Origin of the sequence: Synechococcus sp. R5-13 (assembly GCF_047462015.1) — a bacterium.
GTDB lineage: Bacteria > Cyanobacteriota > Cyanobacteriia > Thermostichales > Thermostichaceae > Thermostichus.
Genome location: NZ_JANSIL010000049.1, coordinates 1 through 25458, shown reverse-complemented (window position 1 = coordinate 25458; position 25458 = coordinate 1). Strand labels below are relative to the sequence as shown.

The window sequence follows — 25458 nt, the reverse complement described above, 5'->3', positions numbered from 1 at the left end:
ACGTGATCGAGCTGCTCTGGGATGCCTGTAGCGGCTTGCTGGAATCCCTGGTTCCCGGGATCCAATGCCCGCCGTTGCCCCCCCGTGCTTGAGAGATTATTCGTCAGATCTGTATTCTTGATGAAACTTGACAGAATTCTTGATGAAACTTGACAGATAAGTCTGGACAACGGGATCCCTTTTGGCTAACTTTGTGGGCGGGATCAGAGTAGCTCCTGAACAGCTTTGGAAAGTTGGTTTTCTTGCGGTTTGGCCTTATAGCTGTATAGATTCGAGGGTTGTCTCTGACACCAAAGAGACGCTGGAGACAAGTGAGTTGACATTCGCAAATATCAAAAAAATATGTGGGAGGGTCACGATGGATGAGCTTTTACCAGGGCTGATTGCCGTTGCCCTTTACGCCTTCTTTAGCTACACCTTAATGGTGATTGGAGAGAAGCTAAACGTGCCGAATGCTTGGTTAGCTTGGATCCCGATTGCTAACATCTGGGTGATGTGTCGAGCTGCTGGTAAACCCGGCTGGTGGGTGATCCTCTTCTTCATTCCCCTAGTCAACTTGATCTTCGGTATCTGGGTGATCTTTGCCATTCCACCCCGCCTGAATAAATCCCGCTGGCTGGGTCTGCTGGTTTTCCTGCCTGTTTTGGGAGCTTTGCTCTACTCAGGCATTCTGGCCTTCACTTGAATTAGCCAGCCTTGCCTTGATACAAACTAAACAATCGAAAAAGTCTACCACTTGAGCAAGTTAAAGCTCTCCATATCGATAGTGGCGCGGTTGCGGTAGATCCCCAGCACGATGGCCAAGCCCACTGCGGCCTCGGCAGCCGCCACAGTGATGACAAACACCGAGAACACCTGGCCGCGAATCATCGCTGAATCGACAAAGTTGGAGAAAGCCATGAAGTTCAGGTTCACCGCATTGAGCATCAGCTCAATCGACATCAGGACGCGAATCGCATTGCGGCTCACAATCAATCCGTAAATACCAATGCAGAAAAGAATCGCTGCCACCACCAAGAAAAACTGCAGTTGCAACATCGCGATGAGCTCCATGTAGATACACAATGACAGGGGCCTCGGGAAAGCTCTAGGTTTTATGGCCGAGAGCAGTCAGCTTCAACGGGTGCTCACCAGCTCTGCTTGCCGTTCCGACTCCGATTCAAGCTGGGGTCGGGCCCGCTCCAGCAAGCTCAGATCCCCTTCTCCAGCTTGGGGAATGACAAACTCTCGACGCGCCAGCACAATAGCACCGATCAGAGCCATCAACAGCAGGATAGAGGCCAGCTCGAAAGGCAACAGATACTCCCTGAAGAAATGCCCACCCATCACCAAAACACTGCTCATGGGTTGGATTGGCTCTAACTGCCAGGGGGTATTCAGGGCCATCGCCGTCAGAAGGGCAAACAACCCCAAGCACACGACTGCCGTCACTCCGTTGCGCAGCCAGCCCAGCTTCAGGGGGGCAAAGGTGTAGCGCCGATTCACCAACATGATGGCAAACAGGATCAACACATTAACCGCGCCGACGTAGATCAGAACTTGGGCTGCGGCCACAAAATCGGCATTCAAGAGGAGATACAACCCGGCCATGCTCAGGAAAACGCCCCCGAGCAGAAAACCGGAATAGACAATGCTGGGGGCCCAAACCACGCCTAGCGCGAAGCCAATGGCCATCGCCGATAGCACCACAAACGTAACCAGTTGTACGCCTTCTCCGAGGGTCATGAGAGATCCGTCCTTAGCCAGTTTCTATTGCTGCTCCCTTACCACTGTACTGTCCTGGCGGATTTAAGAGAAGCCCGACTCCTTTTTCAGATCGATAGAGAAATCTCTAGAGTTGGGTCTCACCAACTGCCGCCCGCTCCGCCGCCTCCGCTGCTACCGCCACCGAAGTCTGAATCTCCACCTGAATCTCCACCGAAGTCTGAATCTGTGTCTGTGTCGCTGAGCTCGGGGATGACCACCTCTCGCTCGCTGCGGTACCCGCAGATAGGACAGCTCAGGATTTCCAGCTTCAAGCCGCTAGAGGAATAGGTGGCTTCCCTGAGAACCTGTGTGGTGAGGTCGAGGGTGAGGGCTTGGCACCGAGGGCAGTAAAGGTGTCGGGAGAGCGTGCCTTCGCGCACAACCACAGCTATTCCTTGACAGGTAGGACAAAACCAGCCGTAGTAGCGAGCTCTGCCGCGGCTCCTGGCCAGGCGATGCTCTTGGGGAAGGTACTTATCCAGAAGCTGGGGCTGGATGAGTCGCATGGGTCGACCACAGGCTTGACAGACCACCGGCTGAAAAGGGATCCCACGCTTCCGGCCCAAGGTGCCGTCAGTGGCCATAGCAGCCACAACCGGCAGAGCGAACCCCAGCCAGTTGCCGCTGGACAATCCTAGGAACACGCCAAGGCAGAGGGATCCCGAATAGAGGAAGAGACGAATGGGGTCGCTCTGAACCGAAGAGAGCACAGCACCTGTTCTTGGATCTCTGCGTGTCAGGGAGAGGACTTGTCTTCCCCCTCGCTCAGCCCTTAGAGAGACGGGCATGCGAGAGCGCTGCCACCCCAGTCCCAAAATGATGATCCCCAGCAGCAGCAGGATCCCTTCCACCAGGGAAGAATCAATGCCCTGGGCCACTGCCCCAGAAGAAGTTGCAATCGTTGAGGTGGTAACTTCAGAAGCTGCCGCAGGAACATTTGCAACGGGCTGGCCCTGCAACACCGAGGTCAACTGCCGCACCCCCGCCAGAGTGCCGCCATCGAAATCCCCATCGCGAAACCGAGGCAGGATCTGCTGGTCGATAATCTGCTGGACTCGGCTGTCGGGGAGGATAGCGACCAGGCCCCTGCCCGTTTCGATTTCCACCCGCCGATCCCCTACCGAGATGAGAAACAAAACCCCGTTGTTTTGGCCTGCCTTGCCGATCCCCCAGTAGTTAAATAGCTGCGTGGTGAAGTCTTTTGGTGTTGCATATCCCTGAGTATTCGGCACGGTAACCACTGCCATCTCGGCACTGGTGCGCTGCTCAAGCTGAGTGATAAGACGGTTGAGCTCGTTTTCGGTGCTGCTGCTGAGGATGTTGGCGGTATCGGAAACCCACCCTCCATACTGACGGCGGGGGTTGGGCACTTGTTCAAGGGTAATGGCCCAAGCGGGCTGCGGCAGCAGGGATACAACTAGCAAAACTGCCGCCCAAACTTTCGGCATGGCTTACCTGGCTGAGCGCTGCCTAGGTTCTAGCACAGCTGTCTCGGCTAGACTGGCAGTCCTTTTCCCAGGGAGAGAGGGGAGTTGGGGAACGGTTGAGACAAGCCGCTTCTTGTTGCTAGTAATTGTTAACAGCAACCGGCCCTCAGTCCGGCCAAGGGAGCCAGGCTTCTTCTTGCCATTCCACTTCAAAGCACTCCCGGGCGGCCTGGAGAAAATGTTCGATCAAAGCAGGGATCCCTGGCGCCGTGGGGCAAATGTCGTAGATACCAATCACCTGCGAGCCGGGCAGATACCGTTCCCACAGCTCTAGATTGGGTTGCAATAGGAGGGATCCCTGTTGCAGGATCCCCCAAGGTTGCCACAGTTGGGCGTTGCCCATCAGCTTTTTGCCCTGCCAGCTCAAGTCAGCACGGGTACGGGAGGCAAAGCAACTGGTCTTGTTGCGGTAGCCGGGATCCCGGTGGCTTCGGCCGTGAGCAAAAGCGGGCTCATCTATGGCAATGCCCAGCTCCGCCAACCCCTGCACCCAAAAGCGGCAACAGAAGTCGTACACCCAGGCCCGCTGCAAACTGGGCAACCTGGCTTGCAAGTAAGAAAGGGGCAACACCAAGCTGTAGGTCAGCTCTGCTGCATCCTCAGCCGCCTGATGGAGCACCGCCCTTCCCCCCGTGGGTCGGCGCACAATCGGGATCCCTGGCAGAGGATCTGGCCAAACCTGGTGCCGTCCCAGCGAGAGGGTGAGCCGATCCCAGCCATAAAAGCGCAGGCAGGGGTGAGGGTCATGGCGCAGCCGCTGCAGAAGCCAGGCATCCTGCTCCATTTGCCAGGCCCCAGGGGCCACACAGTAGGGGAGCCAGTATCCCTGGGATCCCATCCTGGCAAAGCCAGACCCTAAACTTTGGGAAACTCGGCCTGGAGGGGCTCATCATATTCATCGGCCAAGCTGGCCACAATGGTGATGGCCCGGGAAATTTCGCCCGCTGTGATCCCTTCCAAGGTGCGGTAGTGGTTCAGCACCACCTGGTTGTTCCAGATGCAAAAGCGCGCCTCTAGGGTGTCGCTCCAATTCTTCTCCAGGAGCTTCTGCATCAGCTTGGCCGGTTCTGCCACCGGCAGAGAGAGAACAGGAGACCATACCAAAAGGGTGTCTTCTGGGGATTCGCCGCTCAAATGGACGAACACTTCTGCCGTGCCGTAGGTGAACTTCCAGGTGTGTCCCTGCTCATGGTTTTCGTAGGCCGCATCCTCTTTGAGGCTGGAAACCACCGCCGAGACAACCTCAACGCAGCGAAGGGGCTCTGGAAAAACCTCTGGCGAAGGGTTAAAGGTGCTCATGAGCGGCTCACTGTAGACCATGGTCTTCCCCCTATTCCCTATCCAACCACCTCAACTATACCGCTATACCGCCTAAGACTCCGACCTATCCGGTCATCGCTTTGGGATCCTCAACTCAGGCGAGAATGAAACCGTTGGCAATGGTTCACTAAGTGGCCGGACAGGTGAGGGCAAGCGATCCCCCCCGCCAACTGGAGAGAGAGCCTGTTCAAAAGTCTTTCGAAGAACCTGAGGGAAGCTCTATGGAATCTCCATCTCATCCCCCCCAGAAGGCCATCGGCATTCTTGGAGCCCTGCCCGAGGAAGTGGCCATGCTCACCGCAGCAATGGAAACCTGCTCCATCCATACCCATCTGGGGCGACAGTTCTACCAGGGATCCCTGGCGGGGCAACCGGTGGTGGTGGTACAAGGTGGGGTGGGCAAGGTGCGGGCAGCAACCACGGCGGCTCTGTTGGTGGCCCATTTCCCTTTGCAGGGGATCATTTTTACCGGTGTGGCCGGGGCCTTGGCCGATCACTTGCACATGGGAGATGTGGTGCTGGCCCATGCGGCGATCGAGCACGACTTCGGCACCGGACGACCCGAGGGCTTTGTCTTGGGGATCGACTTTATCCCAGAGCTGCGCCACCCACTGGCCGAGGCCGATAGCGCCCTCTACGACCTGATTGTGGCCCATCCCGAGCGGATCCCTCTCCATCCCTTGCAAGGCCGGGATCCCGTCATCCATCAAGGCTTGGTGGCCACCGGCGATGTGTTTGTGGCCGACGCAGACCTACGCCGACAAATCCGAGAACGCACCGGCGCTTTGGTGGTGGAGATGGAGGGGGCAGCCGTGGTGCGAGTAGCGCAAGAAGCCGGGATCCCTTGTTTGCTGGTGCGCTCGGTTAGCGATGCAGGGGACGATACGGATTTCTTGAGCTTTTTTCAAACAGCAGCGCTCAACTCAGCAGCAGTTGTCCGCACCATCCTGCAAAACCTGCCCCCCTCCTTGCCTTAGCCCAAGTGCGCAGATCCCCTCCTCTAGCGCAAAAGACGCAAAAGAGGAGTTGGGCATGGTTGCGTTCGCGTCAGTTGTTCATCTCCCGCTCCAGTTTGGCCATCGAGATCTGGCTTTCTAGGCGGGAAATGCCTTCGCGAAGGGTTGCCACCTGTGCTTCAACTTCATCCAAAGATTTGCGAACCGCTTCTGCCGCGCTCATGTGCTGGTTGCGCCGAACCAAAGCCTCGCGGGCAAGGTCATCCTGGTTCTGTTGGCTGGCTTTCTCAGCCCTGACAAACCAATCTTCGGCCTTTTGCAAAATTTCGTCGTACCGCCGTTCCAGTTGCTTGCGACTGGCCAGGGTTGTGGTCAGGCTGCGCTGCAATTGTTTCAGATCCCGCTCCATCTGCCGGATGCTCACCCTCTGTCGGCTGGGCTTTCTCCACAGCACCTTGCTCAGACCCACCATCACCACCGCAGTAGCAATCCCCACACCCGCAGCCGCCGCCGGATTTTCACGAATCAAAGAACCATCCAAAACATTGACCCCCGCAAAGGCCGAGGTTTGTGTGGCCGTCTCCCGAAACTCCCAAGGCATCACCGGATTGCGCTGCTGCCAGAAGCCTAACCGCGCCGCTTGGGCCGCCTCTTGGGCTTCTAGGTAGCGTTGCCGATTGGCCCCGTGCAAAAAGCGCTCGTAAACCACCGCCTGACCCTGGCGCAACATCTCCAAATTCACCAAACCATCGGCGTTGTACACCTGGGCAATGTGAAGCCCTTCCGGTGTGACATAGAGGGTATCCACCTGCACCAGGGATCCCGTCGGGAGCAAGTTTTGCAGAGCCTCTTGGGATAGCCGCCCCCAGCGCCCTTGGGTCAGCTCCGGCGCATCCACATAGGCCAGACGGAAACGGGTTGGCCTGCCGTTCAAGTCCGCCCAGAAGGTATCCCCATCCACCACCGACCGCACCCGGGCCGTCCCGGAAGATTGTGCTGCCGCCGGAAGAACAAGCCAACTGCCCGAAAGGACAGCCACAGTCATCAGAAGGGAAGTTCTTGAGGTCATGGGGGTCACTCCTATTGTGCAGAACAAGAACAAAAGTTAAGAAAAATAATAAGATAGAGAAGTTTGGGGGAACAAACCGGAATCCCAGAGCGTCCTTGGGGATTGCCGTGAGGCTGGCTGCTGCTCTTCCCTGGCAAAGGCAACAGAGCCAGCTGCTCCATACGTCGGAAAAGCGAACCTCTCCCACGAAAAGCTGCGGCTCTCGAAGAGTCGGCTCGTGGGGTCGGCTTAATTTGGGTTAGAGTTTAGCTCACCTTTTGGGGCAACGTCACAGCCCTAAGGCGCAATCTTTGTCCCCCGGATCAAATCACAGGCGCAAGCGATAGGGTTCTTCGTCGGGGAAGTCGGGCAGAGGAGGGGGCAGGATCTCGATCTCCCCCGTAGGCAGCGTTTGCAGCACCGTACCCAACTGGACCAGTTGTTCCAAGACAAACAGGCGGGTATCCCGGTCGGTGGTGGAGTTAAACACGCTCAGCCAAACATCGAATTGGGAACGGCGGCTGAGGGGGCTGCGGGCAATGTTATCCCCCAACTGGCGAAATTCATCTCCAGGCAGGCCCACCTGCTCTCGCCAGGCAGCGGCTTGGTAGTAGTCATTGCGGCCCGCTTCCGCATCCCCCAGAAACATAAAGTTAAGTAGAGCACGATCCACGTAGAGTCGCCAGGCATCAGGGTTGTTTTGGGGGTTGAACTGCTGCAGGCCGCGATCCAAAATCTCGACGGCTTTTTCCGGCTGGCCGGCCCGATAGGCCAACACCAAACTAGAGAGCCGGTAGCCCACGAGGAAATGGGGATCCAGCCGCAGCATGTGATCGAAGTAGTCGTAGGCCAGGCCATAGCCAGTCAGGGTGCGAGCCGGTGCATCCCCGTAGTACTGGATCAGCTCCAGCCACAGCCAGGAAGCCCCCAAGTTACGGTAGCCCAGCCACCCCAGCGTATTGGCCAGGGCAATGTTGCGGTTTTTGCGGGCCTCGGCATTTTCCAATTCTCCCAGATTGATCCGCTCCAGCATCGGCAATTGCAGCCGCACCACCAGGATCCCACACAGAAACGCCCCCCCAACGGCGGCCAGAGTGCCTGCCAGGGAGAAGCGAGAGCGACGACGGGGCAAGGAAGCAGTAGCCATGGCAAGTTTTTTGCGGATCCCTAAGGCTGTCGCGACCAGGGCTACACTCAATCATAAATTGAACCGTTGAGCCTTTCCCCTGCCTATGGCCAGCTCTGCCCTCTCCGCTTCGGAACGAGCCTTGAGCCTTTACGAGGCTCTGCCCTACCCTAATGTGCCCCTCTCGCAGACGGCTCGCAATGCCTTGCCGGAGATGTTCAAGATGAGCTACACCACGGCTCAGTACCTGCGCACCCATACCATCGTCCCGCCAGAGGGCAAGGTTTTGTTGAATGCCGGCTGTGGCTCCGGTTGGGAAACGTTGATGATGGCTGAGGCCAATCCAGGGGCCCAGATCGTTGCCTGTGATCTGTCTCCGGCTTCGGTCAAGCTTACCGAGGAACGCCTGCGCCACCACGGCTTCACAGATGCCGAATTTTATGTCCTCAATCTGCTGGAGCTGGATCGCCTGGGGATCCAATTCGATTTCATTAGCCTCAATGATGTTTTGTATTTGCTGGAGGATCCCACCGAGGGCCTGCGGGCGATGAAAAATGTCCTCAAGCCCGATGGCATCATCCGGGCCAATCTCCACAGCCGCCGCCAACGGCAGGTGTTTTTCCGCTTGCAGGAAGCCTTTCAAAAAGTGGGCCAATTTGACGTTCCACCGGCTGTAGGGGCGCAAAATGTGCGGGAGTTCATGGGATCCCTGCGAGAAGAAGTGGCCCAGGCGGTGCTCTGGAACCCGGCCAACTATGCCGAAGATGCGGCCATTATGAATAATTACCTACTCTCCAACGACAAAGGGTTCACGATCCCCGACTTGTTTCGCCTGTTGCAGCAGGCGGGGTTGGGCTTTTTGAGTTTGGTGGATAGGCCCGCTTGGTCAGTGGAGTCTTTGTTTAAAGAGGTGCCTGAGTTTGTGCGGCAGCGGTTGGCAACCCTCAGCATCATGGAGCGGCTGCATCTGTATGAACTCCTTCGCCCTGTCCATCGCCTCATCGACTTCTGGGCGGAGCATGCCGGCTCTTCGCCGGTGCTGCCTTGGAGTGACGAAGATTGGCTGTCGGGATCCGTACAATTCAATCCCCTGTTGATGGACAACCCCCGCTTTCGCCAGGAGTACAGCAAAGCCCTGCAAGAGAAGCGGCCCTACGAAATGCAGTGGACAGGGGCCACCCACGGGCGGATCAGCATCCCTGCCGAGAAAGTGAGCTGGTTGGCGCCAATGCTTCAAGGACCAACGCCGGTTCGAGAGCTGATTCAACAGGCCGTCCAGTTGGGATCCCCAGATGAAGAACGAACAACCGCTGAGGTGCTGACCTTCCTAACCAACCTAGAAGACTTTCTTTTTTTGATGCTGCAATAGGCAGCTCCCCAAGTTCTGGCTGCCCATACCTGTCTGTTGTTTGTAACCTATGAGTCAGATGTCTGCCCGGTCGGGATCTTACTGGCGCGCAACCCTGACGCGGTGGTTCCCACAGCCTCTGGATCGCTGGGTGGCCGGGATCACCCTCTGCAACCTGGCCATCGGGGTGATCCTGTTGGTGTTGGGCAACCACACAGCTCCTTACGTGCGGGATTTCAACTGGCAACAGCAACGGGTGGGGGCGCAAGAAGTGCAGATGGTGCTCACCTTTAACCGCCCGATGGATCCCGTCAGCGTTGAAGAGCACTTGCAGATCCAGCCCCCTCTGCCAGGCCGAATGCGCAAGCTGGGTCGCCGCTTTTTTTGGACGCTGACAGAACCGGCCCCCTACGGCCAGACCTACCGGGTGCGCCTGCAGGCAGCGGTAGATGAACGGGGCCAGCCCATGGCCCGGCCTTTCGAGGGAGAATTCCGCACACCGGATCGGCAGTTGCTGGGGATCAGCACCGAACCTGCCCAGCGAGGGCGAATGTTTCTGTTCAACCTGGAGACGGGAGCCGCTACTCTGCTGACTCCAGCTGGGGTCAAGGTAACCCAAATGCAGCCCAGTGCCGATGGCCGCTTCGTGTACTATTTCGCCACGGCCACCAACCTACAGCACCAGGATCTGTACCGGCTGGATCTGGAGGATCTGTCTTCGCGGTTGCTGCTGGATCATCAGGGTTACCAAAACCTGCGCTTCCAAGTCTCGCCGACGGGGGAACTGGTGGTGGCAGAGCGGATCCCGCTGCAACGGGATCCCATGGCTGTCGTCCAGACGGAGCTGTGGATCCAGAAAACGAGCCGGGATCCCTTTGAACGTCTAGAGCTGGATACGGCGGTGGGGGGAGATTTTTTCATTAGCCCCGATGAGAGCAGCCTGCTCATCTCGCAGGGACAGGGGGTGGGGATCGTACCCTTGCATCCACGGGCGGCAGCGGAGAGCTTTCTAGCCCAGTTCGGCCAAACCTTAGCCATCCGCCCCGATGGGGCTTTCGGGGCTTTGCTGCGCTTCAATCCCGACTACACCCGCAGCCTCTCCATCGTCAGCAATACCGGCAACAGCGAGGAGATTTTGAGAACCCAGGGATCCATCCTGAAAGGGGCTTTTTCCCCTCGGGCGCCCATCTTCTACGCCTTGGTCAGTGAGGTCTCTCACGTTAGCGGTGCGGAGCATGATTCTGTTGGCGAGGTCGCGATGGACTCCCCCAGCTACACCGAGTCGCCCCGCCTGCTGGCGATAACGCTCGGCACTGAAGCAGGCAACGCCATAGAGGTGGTTCGAGCCACCTATCCCGTCGATCTGGACTTCAGCATTTCCCCGGATGGACGCATGCTGGCCTACACGCTCTTGGAACCGTTCCCAGGGATCCCGGATCCCTCGGCTCCCCTTAGCCGTAGCGGGCAAGCCATCATGGCCTCGCAAGTGTGGTTGGTGGATTTGCAGGACGGGCTGCCCATTCCTGATGGACAAAGTGGTTCGCACCGCTGGCGGGAACGCCGCCTACCGCTGGGCAGCAGCGCCCTAGCCTGGATCCCTTAGGGCGAGAAAGCCACTTGGAGAACAAACCTGCCTAGAATCAAGACAGGGTGTGCGAGGAGAGGTGATATGCGGCTCATTGACGAGCAGGGGCGGCTTTTGGGAAAGGTCAGCCTCTTGGATCTGGGAGCTCTGGCAATTGTGGTGGTGGCCATTGTCGCCGTCTTGTTCTTTCCGGGTCGGCAGGCGGGCAGTGTCGTCCAGGTGGGAGGTGGCCCCACGCTGCCGGTGGAAGTGGACATGATTGTGCGCGGGGTCAGCAGCCGCTCTATGGAACCTTTTCAGGCGGGGCAGAAGGCTGACCTGATCATCCGCAACCAGCCCTACGGCCAGGTGGAGGTGGTGCGAGTGGAAAATGTCAGCCGCACGGTGCCAGTGGTTTTCCCCGATGGGCGGGTGCAGAACTTGCCCGATCCCGAAGCCTATCGCCTCGATCTGGTGTTTACCTTGCGAGGGCGCGGCCAGCGGACGGAGAATGGCATCGTCCTGGGCAACAATCGCGTCAAAATCGGTGTTCCCCTAGAGCTAGAGACCTTTGGCTACAACTTGCGCGGCACCGTGATGGACGTGCGGCTGCCGCAATCGTAGAGGATGTCAACCCCAATGCAGCTACAGGAAATTGCCCAAAAATTGGGGTGTGCCTACGAGGGGGATCCCACCCTGGAAATTCACAGCGTGGCCAGCCTGGCGGAGGCTCGCCCAGGGGAGCTGAGCTTTCTCAGCGAGGCCCGCTACCTACCTCTCTTGGAGCAAACCCAGGCCAGCGCCGTCATCGTGGAGGAAGGGCTGGCTTTGCCCTGTTCCATTGCCTGCTTGCGCGGCAGGGATCCCCGTCTGCTCTTTGCCCAGGCCATTGAGCTGTTCTACCAACCCTACCGCCTGCCCGTTGGCATCCACCCCACCGCTGTGATCGATCCCAGCGTCGAGCTGGGGGAGGGGGTGGCCATCGGGCCGCACGCAGTGGTGATGGAGGGAGTGAAAATTGGCGACCACACCCAAATTCACCCCAATGTCACCATCTATCCCCACGTGCGGATTGGATCCCGGTGTCAGCTTTTCGCCAACTGCGTTATTCACGAGCGCACGGAGATTGGGGATGATTGCCTCATCCACAGCGGCGCTGTCATTGGCGACGACGGCTTTGGCCACATTCCTCTGGCAGATGGCTCCTGGCGGCGCATGCTGCAGGCGGGCCGAGTGGTGCTGGAAGACAACGTGGAGGTAGGCAGCAACACCACCATCGACCGGGCCGCCGTTGGCGAGACCCGTATTGGCCGCGGCACCAAGATCGACAATCTGGTGCAAATTGGCCACGGCGTGCGCACCGGATCCCACTGCCTGATCGTGGCTCAGGTGGGCATTGCCGGCAGCACCCAGTTGGGCCACCACGTCATCTTGGCCGGGCAATGTGGCTTGGCCGGGCACCTGCACATTGGCGATGGCGTGCGTGTGGCCGCCCAAACAGGCGTCACCAGCGATATCCCTGCTGGTCAAACGGTGGCAGGCTACCCCCATCAACCCATTGCCGAATGGCGCAAGAGCATGGCCGTCCAGCGGCACTTGCCTGAGCTGCAACGCACCTTGCGCAAGCTGGAAGCTCGTGTGGCCAAGCTGGAACAGAACGAGGAATCATAAGAGACGGCAAAAGACGTGGATCCACATAAGTCTCCCGCCTTGTCCTGTCGGCCCTAGCTCTGCTCCAGCAACGACCGCAAAGTGTTCAGGTACTCGTTGATGTTGCGCCGGTTGCCGCCGAAATCATATTCCCCAACACGGCCTTCGGAAGTAATGTGTAGACGAGTATGGCCAGGATCCCCTTCTATTGGCGACAGCGAAACCGTTAGATCGTCCACGAACTTAAAAAAGTTGGTGCGGGAGATCCCCTTCACTTCCATCGCCTCAGCATCCACAGAGACCAGTTCCCCCCGCTTCCAAACTTGAAAGGCTTGCTCAGCCGCTTTTAACACCTGGTCTGGGCTAGCTGCAATCACAACTTCCTGTTGGGCGCGATTGTAGGGGGATCCACCCAGGGTGGCCGCTTGTAAGGTGGGGATCCCGCTTGCCAAGCCGAAAAGCAGCACCGCTATCACCACCAAAAGTTTCCAGAAAGACATGCGGACAAAAGGAGAAGTTTACATCTCTTATTATGCCTTTCAGTTAGTAGAACGCTCCTGTTATCACCCTGTCAGCCTGAAGCAGAGCACCTGCCGGCGGTTCTATCGATGGGTTAGCCTACAGCTAATTCACTTGCCCCGAGTGCAAAAATGCTGGCCCAAGAAAAACTCCAAGAGAAAGCCGAGGAAAAGATTACTCCCCTCACCCGCCAGCAACTGGCGGAGCTCATGCCCTCGGCCCAGGGGCTGCTCAGCGATGAACCCGAAATGGAACACTCCCTGCATGCCCTGCAGCTTTTGATTCTGGTCAGCTGCCTCGCCCGCCTCTGGCAAGACCGCAACGACTACTTCCTCGCCTGGAACCTCACCGTCTACTACAGCCGAGAGCAACTCAAAAATAAAGACTTCCGCGGGCCAGATCTGTTTTTGGTCAAAGGGGTAGAAAACCGCCCCCGCCCTTCTTGGGTGGTGTGGGAAGAAGGTGGCAAATACCCGGACTTGATCATCGAGCTGCTTTCGGAATCGACTGCCAAAGTGGATCGGGGTGAGAAGCGGGAGCTTTACGAAAGGATTTTCAGGACACCGGAGTACTTTTACTATTCTCCGGAGACGCAGGAGTTTATGGGTTTGCGACTGAGGGGGGAGAAGTACGAGGAGATTGAGCCAACGGAGCAGGGCTGGCGCTGGAGCGAGATGCTGGAGCTGTATCTGGGGATCCATAACCAACAACTGCGCTACTTTTTCCCCAATGGGGAGCTGGTGCCTACTCCTGAAGAAGCTGAGAGAATCGAGCGCCAACGTGCTGAGCAAGAGCGACAGCGAGCAGAGCGCCTGGCCCAGAAGCTGCGGGAGCTGGGGGTGGATCCCGATACCTTGTAAGGGTAAAGAGAGGAGAACTGGCAATGACTAACCCGAACCCAATTACTGAGGTGCTGGATCCGGTTTATCTACCCGAGTTGCCCCCCACCCAAGACGAGCTCCCCTACGACGACAGCGAACCTATGGAAAGCTGGCGGCACAGGTGCCAGATGGACTTGCTCATCTCCACTACCCAAACCTGGTTGCAGCAGCGCCCTGATGGCTTTGTCGGTGGCAATATGTTTCTCTACTACAGCTTGGAGCAGACCAGCGGCCGCAATTTCAAAGGGCCGGATTATTTTGTGGTGTTGGGTGTGCCTAAAGGCGAGCGCAAAAGCTGGGTGATTTGGGAGCAGGGCAAAGGGCCGGACGTGGTGATTGAGCTTCTTTCTCCCAGCACTGCCCAGGAGGACAAGACAAGCAAAAAGCAACTTTATGAGCAGATTATCCGGGTGCCGGAGTACTTTTGGTTTGACCCGTTTGATCCAGAAGACTGGGCAGGGTTTCGGCTGAGGGGCGACCGCTATGAGCCAATTCAAGAGGATGCCGAGGGTTGCTTGCCGAGCGAGGTTTTGGGATTGTGCCTAGTGAAGTGGGAGGGCAGGTTTCGGGACATCGAGGCCACCTGGATTCGCTGGGCCACTGCTGCTGGGGAACTGGTACCCACCGAGGCCGAACTGGAGCGGCAAAGGGCTGAGCAGGCCGAACAACGGGCAGGGCGCCTGGCCCGGAAGCTACAAGAGCTAGGGGTAGATCCAGACGCCCTGTAGACAGCCAAGTAACTCAAGACAACAGATGGATCCCTAGGAGGCCAACAGCAACACAGGTAGCTTTTGAATAGCAGGCCGTAATCCCTTGGGAAAGCGCTCCCGCTTCAAGGGATAGCGATAGTTGAGTTGGGGAATAAGTCTCTCCCATTGATAGGGGTTCAAGCCAGCTACCACTGAACAGAACGGCTCTCTACTGAGCTCTAACCCCTCTTCCATGAGCCTGAGAGCTATGTTGCCTGCAGCTATCTCCAGAGTTTGATTGGCCAGTTGCGGATCCGGATCCCCTAGGAAGATCAGAGCATAGTCTTCTGGCTGAGGACTGCGCAGAATTGGCTCCAGCAAGCCCTCCAGTTCTTGGATAAGCTGCTCTGTCTCCATTTCCCAGTAGGGGAAAAGGCCCACGTTGATCTTACTCAAGCGAATCCTTTCTGATTTAGAGATTTCTGTTAGGCCATCTCTAACCACTAGCCAGTTCTCAGAAGGACTCAGCCAAACTCCTGTGTAATCGACACTATGGAGCTGAAAAAAGGCTCTGATTTCCTGCTCGAAGTCATGAACAGCTTTCCAACATCCTTGCCAGTGTCCGTAATCATCGATTTGGATGAATCCTTGGGAATGAACCTGATCATAGAAATGATGAAAAATATCCATCGTTGATTGATACCAGTCAGCATCTGCATGCAGCAGAGCAATCTCACCCACTTGCTCTCGATAGGCAGGCAAGGTGTCAGCAAACAGCCCTGGCAGGGGGACAATGAGATCCCAAACTCCCAGTTCCTTGGCAATCACCTCTAAGTTCTCCGAAATGGGTGCCGCTAAAGCACCGGATCCAAAACCCGTATCGTTGGCAGCAACTCCTCGATAATCTCGATCCACCTCTGTTGGATCAGGCATACCTGAGAAGGTATCGAAAGCATATAGCTTGCGAGGTCGACGGCTGTAGTTCTTAATCACCCAGGCCAGCAAAGCTGAGCTTCCACCCCTGCAAACACCACATTCTACAAAGTTCCCAGGAATGTCTTCTTCACAAACCTGCTTAGCCAGTGAATAAAGGCTCCAAAGACGCTCAAAGCCCAGCAAGGTAAAAGATTTAACTTTCTCTAGCACCCTAGACAACTCAAGGTTACAGACCGGATAGTCCTTGAGGTGCTCTGGCAATGTCCAATTCACAGCAGGGTCTGGAATATGCTCAACGGGCTTGACATTGCCTCGCCAGGCCACTCCCATAATTTGCATGGTCTGGTAAATCATCGTGTTCCAGCCCCTGTCTCTCAAGTAATTCAAACCTTCAGCCACATCCGGCGAGGCTAGATCGTGAAATAGAATCAAGGCATCCTCAGCAGCATAGCGCTCTGCCACTTGAGCATCCTGCAAGGGGGCTGGTGAGTCATGATTCCCATCGATGAAAATCAGAGACCAGCGACGATCCTCTTGCTGGGCAATTTCCTCTACCTTTTCCGGACTGTAGCCAGGGTAGAGATTGACATTAGAGCGAACTCCAGCCGAGCAGAGAGACTGGTTCACGCTCTCATAAGCCAGTGGATTTTCCAAAATTGGATCGACAACATCGAGAATAACACCTCCTGCTGACAGGTGAGCAGTTGACCAGCCCAACCAACAGCCGATCTCCAGAGCAGATTTTCCTCGAAACTTTAGCGCAGTATTGTACAGAATGTGTGCCTCGTCCCGACTAACAAAGCCGATGGTAGGTTGACGTAGATCCGTATGCCAAAGGTGAGGAACTTCTTTCCGTAGATAAGGCCAGGGGTGAGAGCTTGGCTCGGCCGCAATCATTGAAGGAAAGCTATGGTCAAGATGTATTCTAATCTGGTTAGGCGATACGTAGTCGTATCTCTTGACCGGAGTGGAGATGATGCCTGCATACCGCAAGCTAGCTTCAATCTTAAAACCTTCAGTTGTAAGCGCAATATGAGTTGGTCTCACCTTAACGTCGGCTGTAAGATGTATGATTCCTACTGGATTGTGAGGTGGAAAAGGATCCACCCAAATCTTCCTTTGCAAATCCCATTGGGGCATCTCATAATGGGCTAGCCAGTTGCAATTTAATGGCAAAAGTTCAACTCTATCCAGACCTATATCTCTATAAATAGCCACGTTTAGAGCAAACTGGTCTGTCCACAAATCAAGGCACCTAGAAATAGCTTGACCTAATCTTTTGCCCCATATTGACCAATGAATAGACTGTCTGGCACCAGAAAACACACCAGCATTTAGCAGAGGCTCTATATCTAAACGATCAAATTCCGTGTGGTAGAAGTAAAGGTGGTAGTGCCAAGATATCCAAGTTTGCATCCAGGGTCTATTCTTATGTTTAGCTACTAACTCTGGAACTATTGAGAAGCTCTTTCTTTTTGCTCCTAAGACAAGAAGATCAATCGCAGACCAGTCTTGCACCCAAGCATCTGCATCAATCCAAATGTAAACTTCATAACCTGGGAAATATTCAGGCAAAAAAGGTCTAGAGACCAGCGCTTTGAGGTACCTAGGTTGTTTATCGACATCAGGAACGTTGTAATTCCAATCTGGCTCTACGATATAGTCAACGTACTGACCTATCCATTGCAACTGCTCCGGTGTACAGCCTACATCCAAGAATCCAATATCTACAGAGTGCCCCTGAGGTTTCTCTCGGATGGAGAGAATAGTCCCCTGAACCAATTCAAAAAACTTGCTGTCAGCAGCCGTAACGATAATGGTTGAGTTCATAACCTTAAGTCTCTCCTCCAAGGCTTGAATTGTTGTCGACAAAGCAAGCCCTGCTTAGATAGCAAAGGACTCCTCTTTGGCCTGCTACAACTTCTCCCTGCCAGAGGAGATGGGTAGGGTCCAACATCTGATCAATCTGTTTGCGGTCTTGTTCTGAGCAAAACTCCACATAGATGACCTTGATATCTTCGAGCTGCTCTTGCAAGCTGGTCAACACCTCCACCTCCTCTCCACCTGTAGCCACCCTGAGCACATCGATGAACTCCAGACCCAGCTCCTTGAGAGCTGCCCTAGCTTCCCGGAAAGGGAGCGGCTGCTCCACTCCCCACTTCGCTTGAGGATCCTCCGGCCAGAGCCGACAAGTTCTGCAGCTATTCTGCCCCGCTAGCCCCACCGGATGCACAAAGCAGTTGCCCAGGCCAAGAGCATTCTGCTGCAGCAGGTGCAAGGCCAAGGGATCCACCTCAAAACAATGAATGGCCGCCTCAGGGCAGAAACCCCGAAAACAAACGCTACCAAGGCCTACCCCAGCTCCGATGTCGATAACCGTCTGCACCTGACTAGACAGAAACACAGGAAAGTTAAGATACGTCCTCTCGTAAAAAACGGTGTCTGGGTAGAGCTTTACCGAAAACCTGAGTTTGCCAAAGTCAAAGCCAGTCAACACTGCTTCCATTAACTTACTGGCATTGGCCAAAAGAAGTTGGTGGTCCTCTGCCAAGACAAAAGCAAAGTTAGCCCTCACAGACCGCCCCAGCCGCTGCAAGTCTCCCACCGTGCACACCACCGCATCAAAGCTGGGCCAACTGCTCGGCTCCCCCCTCACCTCATGAACTCGCTCGGGCACTCCCTTCTGTTGCAGCAGGGCACAGGGATCCCCAAACCCCTCTTCCACATACAGCTCCAGCCGCGGCAGGTCCAGCAAGTCTGCTGCTATCACTTCCGGACAACCGCAACTATAGCCAATAAGGATTTGAGGGGTGGCTGGAGAGATACTGAATACCGAGTTTGAAGAGGACATCTGTGTTGATTCTGGACAATGTCCTGATTCAAAGGCCTACAGCCTGCTTTCGGGAACGGACGCTATCTTACCTGGCTAGCGTCTCATTGTTGTTTGAATTGACCATCAACTGCCTCCCAAACCCTCTGCGCCGCTCAACCCTCATCCCCTGCCCCTCTCCCAGAGGGAGAAGGGAGTAGCAAGGATAAGGGCAACCTAAACCAAATCCGCTGCCACCCGGTGGGCGCAGGCAAAGCCGGAGAAGGCAACGGCATTGAGCCCTTGGCCGGGGAAGGTGCTATCCCCCACGCAGTACAAGTTGGGGATGGCGGTGCGATTGAAGGGCATGCCCAGCAAGCCCCAGGGATCCCGGCTGGGGATAGGCCCATAGGTGCCGTTGCTGCGGCTCAAAAAGCGGCGGTGGGTGCGGGGGGTGCCTATCTCCTTCAGTTCAATGTGGGATCCCAGTTGGGGCCAAAGGGCCTCCAGGCGGCGGATGAGGCGGTCGGCGGCTTGCTGTTTTTGGATCTGGTACTGGCTTGGGCTTAACCCTTGCCAGGTGGATATCCAACTGGGGGTAAAGGCATGAACAATGTGGCGGCCCGGGGGAGCCAGGTCGGGATCCAACAGGGTGGGGATGGAGACAAAAAGGGTGCCCTGCTCAGCCTCCATCTGATCCCAGTCTTCCAGGAGAATGTGGTGACAATAGCGTTCGCCGGACAGGGCCTCGGCCCGCACCCCCAGGTGCAAGCTTAAAAAGCTAGGGGATTGCTGGTAGCGTTTTTGCCACTGCCGCTCCGCCCTGGGCAGGGATCCCGGCCATAGGCGCTCAAAGGTGTCCCAGCGGGTGGCATTGGAAATGATCGTGCGGGCAAAGAGCTTTTCCCCGCTGGCCAGTTCTACGCCCACCGCCCGACCTCTTTCTTCCAGGATCCGCCGCACGGGTGCTTTGTAGCGGATCTGCCCGCCATGAACCTCCAGCCCTTGGGCCAACTTTTGGGCGATCTGCCCCACCCCCCCTTTGGGATAGTTGATACCGCCGTAGTGTCGGTCACAAAACACCATCCCGGCATTGATGATGGGCGTGCGATCCGCCGGCACCACCGACCAGCAGTAGCACTCCATGTCCACAAAGCGCAGCAAATCCGGATCCCGCAGACAGCGCCGCGCTACCTGGCCCACATTCACCGGCAAATAGCGCGCCAAGGTCAGGCAGCCGAGGGGATTGCTCACAAAAGAACGAAATAGATAGCCCCACTCCTCCAACGAGAGCAGCTCCATGGCGTTGAGGCTGTTGAAGATGGGCCACAGGCTGTCGTAGAACTGGCGAATGCCGGCGGCTTCCCGGGGAAAGTAGCCGGATAGCTCCTGCAAAAACTGCTCGTAATCCCGGTGTACTCGGGGATTCAGCCCCTTGGGCAGGTGGTAGGCAATCTGCACCGGATCGGGGATAGAGTCTATGGACTGGCCCACGGCTGCCAAGGCGCGGGTCAGCAAGTTGGTGGTACCCTGGGTGCCCAACCCAAAGATCATGGAAGCGCCCACGTCGAAGCGGTAGCTCCCCTTGCCTAAGGGATCCGGACGCTCAAAATAGCCGGCACTGCCCCCTGGAATGAGGTATTTTTCCAGCACCAGCACACGGTATCCTTTGGCAGCCAACTGGCTGGCCGCGACCAATCCCCCGATCCCAGCACCGATGACGATGGCATCCCAAGCAGGGGAAGGGGTGTGCAGAGCCTGCAAGAAGGTCTGAGAAGGCAAAGTAGAGGTCAAGGGATCCCTCTGGAAACTCAAACGCAAGATCAGTATCTTTACCGTACCAGAGGTTCTAGGGTTTCCCCATGAGTTGAGCTCCCCTGGGAATGAGTTTGCCCAGATCTGCAAGATCCCCAAATAGAGATTGTGGCGCGGGCTACGGAACCGAATTCACGAATTTGCTATACAGAATCCGGCCACACGACACAGATGGTTTTGCCATGTTGGTGACCCAGCATCCTGTCTTTCGGCGCTTTTGGTACCCGGTGATGCCCCTCAGCCGATTGGAGCAGGGATCCCCGCAACCTTTCGAGCTGCTGGGAGAGAGGATCGTCCTTTGGCTGGACAAAGCCGGACAGCCCCAGGCAGCCGCAGATCGCTGCTGTCATCGGTCGGCGCAATTGTCCAAGGGAATCGTCTGTGATGACCATATCCGCTGCCCCTACCATGGGTGGGAGTTCGATGGCACGGGAGCCTGTGTCAAGGTGCCGCAACTGCCGGATCAGGCCCGCATCCCAGAGAGCTACCGCATTCCCGCCTATCTCTGCCAGGCCCGCTATGGCTATGCTTGGGTGTGCTTGCATCCCCAGCCTCTACGGGGGATCCCGGTCATCCCAGAAGCCGAGGATCCCAGTTACCGGCTCATCCACGAGTTCTACGAACGCTGGGAATGTGCCAGCTTGCGCATCTGCGAGAACGAGTTCGATGCCGCCCACATCAGCTTTGTACACCAGAACACCTTTGGCAGTATGGAAGACTTGGTACCCAGCCACTTCGAGGTCGAGGAGCTGGACTACGGGATCCGCACCCGCACAGTGCTCGGTGTAGCCAACCCAGAGCTGCAACAGCGCAACCTGGGCATTGCTGCCGCCAAAACCGAGCGCACCACCACTTCAACCTGGCATTTGCCCTTCACCAACCACCTTCACATCCGCTACCCCAATGGCCGCAGCCATGTCATCGTCAACATCCCCACCCCCATCAACGACCGAGCCTCCCAGGTGGTGCAGTTTTGTTTGCGCAACGACACCGAGGCCGATACCCCAGCCGCCGAGGTTATTCGCTTCGACCGGGCTGTAACTCTGGAAGATAAAGCCATTTTGGAGACCACGGATCCCGACGTTCCTCTCACCCTCAGCGCCGAGCAGCACATGCTCACCGATAAGCCCGGGATCCTGATGCGCAAGCAATTGGCGGCTCTGCTTAAAGCCCACAGCAGCTCCTCAAACCAGATTTTCTAGGCTGCGGGTGCCAGCGTAGCGGCTGTAGGCGTAGATCAACCCCAGGGTGAGGCCGGTGACCAAAAAGCTGAGGGCCGCCCCGAAAGGATAGTCCAGGCTGGAGCCAAACTGCAACTGAATCACATTCCCGATCAACAGCGTTTTGCTGCCCCCCAACAGATCCGGCACTACGAACATGCCGAAAGCCGGGATCCCCACCAGAATGAGGCCCGCCGCCAGTCCAGGCAAGGTCTGGGGCAGAAGCACCCACCAAAAGACCTGCCAACCCTTGGCATAGAGATCCCGTGCCGCTTCCGCCAGCCGCCAATCGATGCGCTCCACCGCCGTGTACAGGGGCAAGACCATGTAGGGCAAAAACGTGTAGACCATGCCCAGATAAACCGCCAGCCAACTGGGATACAGAGCCGTTTGCGGTGGGATCCAGCCCAGCCAGGCCGCCAAGCGAGCCGGCCACCCTTCCGGGGCCAGCACCACCATCCAGGCGTAGGTGCGGATCACCAGGTTCGTCCAAAAGGGCACCACCACCAAGGTGAGCAACAGATCCCGTTGTCGGGGTGGGTGGGCGGCAATGAAGAAAGCCAATGGGTAGGCCAGCAGCACGCAAAAAAAGGTGGTCACCCCCGCCACCAGCAGGCTGCGGCCCAAGATCTGCCAGTAGATGGGCGTCCATCCCAAGGGGCCAAAGCCGAGAATGCGCAGATAGTTCTCCAGGGTCAGGGGCAGTTGAATCTGGCCAAACTCCCCGCGGCTGAGAAAGCTGCACACCAACAGCAACAGCCCCGGCAGCACCAGAAAAAACATCACCCACAGCACCCCTGGCCCAGCAAAAATTAGGCTGCGCCCCAACTCCTGCCAAGGGGTGAGCAGCTCCCCAAATCGCACCTGGGCTTGGCCAGGGATCCACTTGCCCACAGGAGATGGCAGCTTCAACATCCAGTCTCCTCCTGACGGGGATCCGGTCGCAAACGGATTAGGCTTTTCGGGGGTAGGTGGGCCACCAGCGCTGCGCCGATCTCAAACCCTGCATCCTCAATATCGGTGTTGAGGGCCGTGGCCTTGAGCTGCTGACCTTGGTTTGTCCGCAACAGGTATTGGTTCTCAGCCCCAGTGTAGATGAGGTTTTCCACCCGCACCGGCACCTGGTTGGGCAGCAGATCCCAGCCGCTGCGAGAGAGCTGGATCTTTTCCGGGCGAATAGCCAATTGCACCGGTTCCGAGCTGGCCGGGATCCCCAAGACCTTCAGCTTTCCCAAGGGCGTATCCACACAGTCCGTCCCACAGGCGATCCCCTCGATCAGGTTGCTGGCCCCTAAAAAGTCGGCTACGAAGGCCGTCGCCGGGCGCTCGTACACCTCATCGATAAGGCCCACTTGCTCAATGCGCCCCGCCCGCATCACCGCCACCCGGTCGCTGGTCACCAAAGCCTCTTCTTGGTCGTGGGTAACGAAAATAAAGGTCATGCCCAGGCGGCGCTGCAACTCGCACAACTGCACCTGAAGCTGCTTGCGCAACTTGGCATCCAACGCCGACAGCGGCTCATCCAACAAGAGCACTTCCGGCTCGTTCACCAAAGCCCGAGCCAAGGCCACCCGCTGCTGCTGTCCCCCCGACAGCTCATGGGGCTTCCGCTTGGCCAGAGCTGCAATCTCCACCAATTCCATAGCAGCCGCTACCCGCTTGCGCAGAGCTTCTCCCCGCACACCCCGCATGCGCAGGCCGAAGGCGATGTTGTCCTCCACCGTCATAAAAGGGAAAAGGGCATAGCTCTGAAACACCGTGTTGACATTGCGCTTGTGGGCGGGCAGGTGGCCTACCGGGCGACCTCGAATCACCACTTCCCCAGCATCGGCCATCTCCAGGCCGGCCAGGATGCGCAGCAGGGTGGTCTTGCCACAGCCGGAAGGGCCCAGCAGGCCGAAAAACTCCCCCCGCCGAATGTTCAGCTCAATGCCATTGAGAGCCACAAAATCGCCAAAACGCTTGTGGAGGCCGGTTACTTCCACATCCCAGTCGGGATCCCGGACGGTGGAAGTACTGGAGATGACACTCGCGATCACAGTTGACAGCGCTGATAAAACCATCTAACCCAGTATGCAAGTCTCCGAGAAAATTGCAGTTATCCTCCACACCAGGGGCACCAGTTCCACGCTCAGCCCTGCAAACGGGGATCCCTGCCCACAGCCCTTTAAGATAGCAAATGTGGGAAACATTGTCGCCACGCCACCCCTGGGCAAACAGTAGCCAGAGATACCGGCTTGAGGAACAGTCTAATTCAGGATTGGAGGGGATTTTTCTTTTGAATGGGTCTTTTGCAAGGGATCCCTGGCCGTGCCCGTTCACACCCTCAAAGCCACTCCCCATACCGTCCACTTGGGCGGCTTTTCTTCCCAACTGCCCCCGGCCTTGTATGTGCAATCGGGCGATGTGGTGCAGGTGGAAACCTACTCGGGGTTCGCCCACTACGGCAAAGCGCCGGACCGTTTCTTCACGCCCGAATTCCTCGAAATTTGCCAAACCTTGCCTGCCGAGCGCCGAGTGGGGCCGGGCCCCCATCTGTTGACCGGGCCGATCTACGTTGAGGGAGCTGAACCTGGAGATGTGCTGGAAGTGCGCTTGCAAGCGATCACCCCCCGCTTGCCCATCGGTTTCAATGCCATCCGTCCCGGATGGGGAGCTTTGCCCGGAGAATTTGATCAGCCGCGACTGCGCCTCATCGACCTAGATATAGACCAGGGGGTAGCGGAATTTCCTCCCGGCAGCGGCATCCGCATCCCCATTCACCCCTTCTTTGGCATCTTGGGGGTGGCGACCGAGGAAACCAGCCGCAGCTCTATCCCCCCCGGCAACTATGGTGGCAACATCGACAACCGCCAATTGCAGGCGGGATCCCGAGTTTTTTTGCCGGTCTTTGTGCCCGGTGCCCTTTTTTCGGTGGGGGATGGCCACTCCGCTCAAGGGGACGGAGAAGTTGATGTAACGGCCATTGAAACTTCCATGAATGGCACTTTGCAGTTGATCCTGCGCAAAGATCTGCCGCTCGAGGCACCGCTGGCGGAAACCCCGACCGATTTCATTACCATGGGCTTTGCCGAGGATCTGGATGCGGCCTTTGAGATTGCCCTAAGGCGGATGATCGATTTTCTGCATCGGTTTGTCGGCATTGGGCGAGAGGAAGCCTATGTGCTTTGCAGCATTGCTGTCCACTTCCACATCACGCAGGTGGTGAACAGCCCCATGAAAGGTGTGCATGGGTTGCTGCCAAAACAGATCCTGCCCCGCCCTACCCTGATCTAATCGGATCTAATCGCGTCAGCGGGGCGGAGTCCTTACTGCTCCCATTACTGCTCCCAATAAGTATCGGCGATGGGATCCGCAGGTGTCGCGGGCTCCTGCATTGGCCAGACCCAATCCGTGAGGTCTTGAGAGGGGATCCCTTCCGGTAGCAGCCCATGGCAGCGGGAGCGAAACAGACAACTGTTGCAGCGCTCAGTGTGGGGGGTCATGGGAAAGTCTTGCGCCTCCAGTTGCCGCAGGTGGTTCAGAGTGGCTCTTAGGTGGGCCAGGTCTTGCTCATAGGCGGCGGCGCTGTAATACCGGTGGAAGGGCTGCTGCGGATGTTGCACATACCAAAAGGTCAGTTGCACCTGCTCCGGCTCAAAAGGGCCTTCCAGGGGCAGCTGCTGGGCCGCCTCGCAGAGCAGCAGAGGGTAAAGGCGCACCTGCCAGTCTTGGGCCAACTGTTCATCGCGAGGACGTTGACGCTCAGTTTTCCAGTCCAGGATGTGCAGGGATCCAGGGATAATCACCAGCCGATCCAAACGGGCTATCAACTTAAAGCCCTCAATCCGTTGCCACAGGGGCAACTCCGCCAACACCCGTCCCTGGGGATGGGCATGGGAGCTGGCCAAGAACACCTGCCACCACTGCTGCACCACTTCATCCAGGGCAGACAAACGCGGCTCCACCTGCCGCCCGCGGCTGTGCCACTCCACCAAACGGTGAAACTGCCGTCCGCGCCTCTGCTCCAGCTCGTGCTCAAAAACACTGGCAGCGGGCCAGATCAACCGCTCCAGGTACACATAGCGAAACAGGCGGGGGCAATGGTCCAGCAAGGCCAGCGAAGAGGCGGAGAGGTTGACCTGCTCAAGACTCAACCTCTCCAGAGAAGGGGCAGCAGGGATCCCAGACAAAGTGCTCCGCACCGCTGTCGCGAAGGGGAAGAGCTGGCAAGAGGGGGCTAAGTTCCACTGCTCTCAGGATACCCCCACCGCCACCAGGGGTCGCCCAGCGGAGGAGCATGACTCTAGTCAATAATAAGCTCAACTATACTGAAAATAATGTATAATATGTTCAGTACGGATT

Annotated in this window: 24 protein-coding genes; 10 read left to right on the top strand and 14 right to left on the bottom strand. The window is 57.1% G+C overall.

Going from position 1 to position 25458, the window contains the following annotated elements:
* Positions 1-358 precede the first annotated feature (358 nt).
* Entirely contained in the window at positions 359-685 is a 327-nt protein-coding gene (locus NW840_RS04235) for a DUF5684 domain-containing protein (RefSeq protein WP_011432901.1), read from the top strand.
* 44 nt (positions 686-729) lie between these two features.
* Here the strand turns inward: NW840_RS04235 and nuoK are convergent, their stop codons facing one another.
* The 5 genes from nuoK to NW840_RS04210 all read right to left on the bottom strand — a co-directional run bounded on the left by nuoK (position 730) and on the right by NW840_RS04210 (position 4553).
* Positions 730-1035: an NADH-quinone oxidoreductase subunit NuoK gene (gene nuoK / locus NW840_RS04230; RefSeq protein WP_414328814.1), complete on the bottom strand. Its 306-nt coding sequence runs from the start codon at positions 1033-1035 to the stop codon at positions 730-732.
* Positions 1036-1116: 81 nt separating this feature from the next.
* A complete protein-coding gene (locus NW840_RS04225) occupies positions 1117-1725 on the bottom strand; it encodes an NADH-quinone oxidoreductase subunit J (RefSeq protein ID WP_414342577.1) in 609 nt (202 codons plus the stop codon).
* 119 nt (positions 1726-1844) lie between these two features.
* Complete coding sequence (locus NW840_RS04220) at positions 1845-3194, bottom strand: TPM domain-containing protein (protein ID WP_414342576.1); 1350 nt, start codon at positions 3192-3194, stop codon at positions 1845-1847.
* Between the two features lie 145 nt (positions 3195-3339).
* Positions 3340-4071, bottom strand: coding sequence for a lipoyl protein ligase domain-containing protein (locus NW840_RS04215; RefSeq protein ID WP_414342574.1), 732 nt, complete (start codon positions 4069-4071; stop codon positions 3340-3342).
* Positions 4072-4088: 17 nt separating this feature from the next.
* Positions 4089-4553 carry a YbjN domain-containing protein gene (locus tag NW840_RS04210; protein ID WP_414328810.1) on the bottom strand — a complete coding sequence of 155 codons (465 nt, stop codon included), beginning with the start codon at positions 4551-4553 and terminating at the stop codon, positions 4089-4091.
* A 221-nt stretch (positions 4554-4774) separates the two neighbouring features.
* Between NW840_RS04210 and NW840_RS04205 the strand changes: the two genes are divergently transcribed.
* A complete protein-coding gene (locus NW840_RS04205) occupies positions 4775-5530 on the top strand; it encodes a 5'-methylthioadenosine/adenosylhomocysteine nucleosidase (RefSeq protein WP_414342573.1) in 756 nt (251 codons plus the stop codon).
* 70 nt (positions 5531-5600) lie between these two features.
* Here the strand turns inward: NW840_RS04205 and NW840_RS04200 are convergent, their stop codons facing one another.
* Both NW840_RS04200 and NW840_RS04195 read right to left on the bottom strand, forming a co-directional pair.
* On the bottom strand, positions 5601-6578 hold the full coding sequence (locus NW840_RS04200) for a PspA/IM30 family protein (protein WP_011432908.1): 978 nt from the start codon (positions 6576-6578) through the stop codon (positions 5601-5603).
* A gap of 307 nt (positions 6579-6885) precedes the next feature.
* Positions 6886-7704 (bottom strand): hypothetical protein, encoded by an 819-nt coding sequence (locus NW840_RS04195; RefSeq protein ID WP_414342572.1) that lies wholly within the window; start codon positions 7702-7704, stop codon positions 6886-6888.
* 85 nt (positions 7705-7789) lie between these two features.
* Here NW840_RS04195 and NW840_RS04190 point away from each other — a divergent pair, with 85 nt between their 5' ends.
* From NW840_RS04190 to lpxD, 4 genes are all read left to right on the top strand, one after another.
* A complete protein-coding gene (locus NW840_RS04190; protein WP_414342571.1) occupies positions 7790-9052 on the top strand; it encodes a class I SAM-dependent methyltransferase in 1263 nt (420 codons plus the stop codon).
* A 58-nt stretch (positions 9053-9110) separates the two neighbouring features.
* Positions 9111-10634 (top strand): hypothetical protein, encoded by a 1524-nt coding sequence (locus NW840_RS04185; RefSeq protein WP_414342570.1) that lies wholly within the window; start codon positions 9111-9113, stop codon positions 10632-10634.
* 66 nt (positions 10635-10700) lie between these two features.
* A complete protein-coding gene (locus tag NW840_RS04180) occupies positions 10701-11219 on the top strand; it encodes a DUF4330 domain-containing protein (protein ID WP_414342569.1) in 519 nt (172 codons plus the stop codon).
* 15 nt (positions 11220-11234) lie between these two features.
* Positions 11235-12266 (top strand): UDP-3-O-(3-hydroxymyristoyl)glucosamine N-acyltransferase, encoded by a 1032-nt coding sequence (gene lpxD, locus NW840_RS04175; RefSeq protein ID WP_414342580.1) that lies wholly within the window; start codon positions 11235-11237, stop codon positions 12264-12266.
* A 53-nt stretch (positions 12267-12319) separates the two neighbouring features.
* Here lpxD and NW840_RS04170 read toward each other — a convergent pair whose 3' ends face one another.
* Positions 12320-12745, bottom strand: coding sequence for a DUF1499 domain-containing protein (locus NW840_RS04170; protein WP_414342567.1), 426 nt, complete (start codon positions 12743-12745; stop codon positions 12320-12322).
* 192 nt (positions 12746-12937) lie between these two features.
* Between NW840_RS04170 and NW840_RS04165 the strand changes: the two genes are divergently transcribed.
* Together NW840_RS04165 and NW840_RS04160 are read left to right on the top strand one after the other, a co-directional pair.
* Positions 12938-13624: a Uma2 family endonuclease gene (locus tag NW840_RS04165; RefSeq protein WP_414342578.1), complete on the top strand. Its 687-nt coding sequence runs from the start codon at positions 12938-12940 to the stop codon at positions 13622-13624.
* 23 nt (positions 13625-13647) lie between these two features.
* Positions 13648-14373 (top strand): Uma2 family endonuclease, encoded by a 726-nt coding sequence (locus tag NW840_RS04160; protein WP_414342566.1) that lies wholly within the window; start codon positions 13648-13650, stop codon positions 14371-14373.
* A gap of 33 nt (positions 14374-14406) precedes the next feature.
* Here NW840_RS04160 and NW840_RS04155 read toward each other — a convergent pair whose 3' ends face one another.
* The 3 genes from NW840_RS04155 to crtH all read right to left on the bottom strand — a co-directional run bounded on the left by NW840_RS04155 (position 14407) and on the right by crtH (position 19873).
* On the bottom strand, positions 14407-17100 hold the full coding sequence (locus tag NW840_RS04155) for a class I SAM-dependent methyltransferase (protein WP_414342565.1): 2694 nt from the start codon (positions 17098-17100) through the stop codon (positions 14407-14409).
* Positions 17101-17104: 4 nt separating this feature from the next.
* On the bottom strand, positions 17105-18025 hold the full coding sequence (locus tag NW840_RS04150; protein ID WP_414342563.1) for a hypothetical protein: 921 nt from the start codon (positions 18023-18025) through the stop codon (positions 17105-17107).
* A 291-nt stretch (positions 18026-18316) separates the two neighbouring features.
* Positions 18317-19873: a carotenoid isomerase gene (crtH, locus tag NW840_RS04145; RefSeq protein WP_414342562.1), complete on the bottom strand. Its 1557-nt coding sequence runs from the start codon at positions 19871-19873 to the stop codon at positions 18317-18319.
* Positions 19874-20076: 203 nt separating this feature from the next.
* Between crtH and NW840_RS04140 the strand changes: the two genes are divergently transcribed.
* Entirely contained in the window at positions 20077-21096 is a 1020-nt protein-coding gene (locus NW840_RS04140) for a Rieske 2Fe-2S domain-containing protein (RefSeq protein WP_414342561.1), read from the top strand.
* Here NW840_RS04140 and NW840_RS04135 read toward each other — a convergent pair.
* Both NW840_RS04135 and NW840_RS04130 read right to left on the bottom strand, forming a co-directional pair.
* Positions 21079-22029 (bottom strand): ABC transporter permease, encoded by a 951-nt coding sequence (locus NW840_RS04135; RefSeq protein WP_414342559.1) that lies wholly within the window; start codon positions 22027-22029, stop codon positions 21079-21081. The genes NW840_RS04140 and NW840_RS04135 overlap by 18 nt on opposite strands.
* A complete protein-coding gene (locus NW840_RS04130; RefSeq protein WP_414342557.1) occupies positions 22023-23153 on the bottom strand; it encodes an ABC transporter ATP-binding protein in 1131 nt (376 codons plus the stop codon). Before NW840_RS04130 ends, NW840_RS04135 begins: the two co-directional genes overlap by 7 nt.
* Before the next feature lie 271 nt (positions 23154-23424).
* Here NW840_RS04130 and NW840_RS04125 point away from each other — a divergent pair, with 271 nt between their 5' ends.
* Complete coding sequence (locus NW840_RS04125) at positions 23425-24390, top strand: acetamidase/formamidase family protein (protein WP_414342555.1); 966 nt, start codon at positions 23425-23427, stop codon at positions 24388-24390.
* Positions 24391-24434: 44 nt separating this feature from the next.
* Here the strand turns inward: NW840_RS04125 and NW840_RS04120 are convergent, their stop codons facing one another.
* Positions 24435-25298 carry a PD-(D/E)XK nuclease family protein gene (locus NW840_RS04120; protein WP_414342553.1) on the bottom strand — a complete coding sequence of 288 codons (864 nt, stop codon included), beginning with the start codon at positions 25296-25298 and terminating at the stop codon, positions 24435-24437.
* Between the last annotated feature and the right edge of the window lie 160 nt (positions 25299-25458).

Bases quoted from the DNA above. Each gene is read 5' to 3' on its own strand.
- NW840_RS04235 (WP_011432901.1), top strand. From the start codon at position 359: ATGGATGAGCTTTTACCAGGGCTGATTGCCGTTGCCCTTTACGCCTTC.
- NW840_RS04225 (WP_414342577.1), bottom strand. From the start codon at position 1,725: ATGACCCTCGGAGAAGGCGTACAACTGGTTACGTTTGTGGTGCTATCG.
- NW840_RS04220 (WP_414342576.1), bottom strand. From the start codon at position 3,194: ATGCCGAAAGTTTGGGCGGCAGTTTTGCTAGTTGTATCCCTGCTGCCG.
- NW840_RS04215 (WP_414342574.1), bottom strand. From the start codon at position 4,071: ATGGGATCCCAGGGATACTGGCTCCCCTACTGTGTGGCCCCTGGGGCC.
- NW840_RS04210 (WP_414328810.1), bottom strand. From the start codon at position 4,553: ATGGTCTACAGTGAGCCGCTCATGAGCACCTTTAACCCTTCGCCAGAG.
- NW840_RS04205 (WP_414342573.1), top strand. From the start codon at position 4,775: ATGGAATCTCCATCTCATCCCCCCCAGAAGGCCATCGGCATTCTTGGA.
- NW840_RS04200 (WP_011432908.1), bottom strand. From the start codon at position 6,578: ATGACCTCAAGAACTTCCCTTCTGATGACTGTGGCTGTCCTTTCGGGC.
- NW840_RS04195 (WP_414342572.1), bottom strand. From the start codon at position 7,704: ATGGCTACTGCTTCCTTGCCCCGTCGTCGCTCTCGCTTCTCCCTGGCA.
- NW840_RS04190 (WP_414342571.1), top strand. From the start codon at position 7,790: ATGGCCAGCTCTGCCCTCTCCGCTTCGGAACGAGCCTTGAGCCTTTAC.
- NW840_RS04185 (WP_414342570.1), top strand. From the start codon at position 9,111: ATGTCTGCCCGGTCGGGATCTTACTGGCGCGCAACCCTGACGCGGTGG.
- NW840_RS04180 (WP_414342569.1), top strand. From the start codon at position 10,701: ATGCGGCTCATTGACGAGCAGGGGCGGCTTTTGGGAAAGGTCAGCCTC.
- lpxD (WP_414342580.1), top strand. From the start codon at position 11,235: ATGCAGCTACAGGAAATTGCCCAAAAATTGGGGTGTGCCTACGAGGGG.
- NW840_RS04170 (WP_414342567.1), bottom strand. From the start codon at position 12,745: ATGTCTTTCTGGAAACTTTTGGTGGTGATAGCGGTGCTGCTTTTCGGC.
- NW840_RS04160 (WP_414342566.1), top strand. From the start codon at position 13,648: ATGACTAACCCGAACCCAATTACTGAGGTGCTGGATCCGGTTTATCTA.
- NW840_RS04155 (WP_414342565.1), bottom strand. From the start codon at position 17,100: ATGAACTCAACCATTATCGTTACGGCTGCTGACAGCAAGTTTTTTGAA.
- NW840_RS04140 (WP_414342561.1), top strand. From the start codon at position 20,077: ATGTTGGTGACCCAGCATCCTGTCTTTCGGCGCTTTTGGTACCCGGTG.
- NW840_RS04135 (WP_414342559.1), bottom strand. From the start codon at position 22,029: ATGTTGAAGCTGCCATCTCCTGTGGGCAAGTGGATCCCTGGCCAAGCC.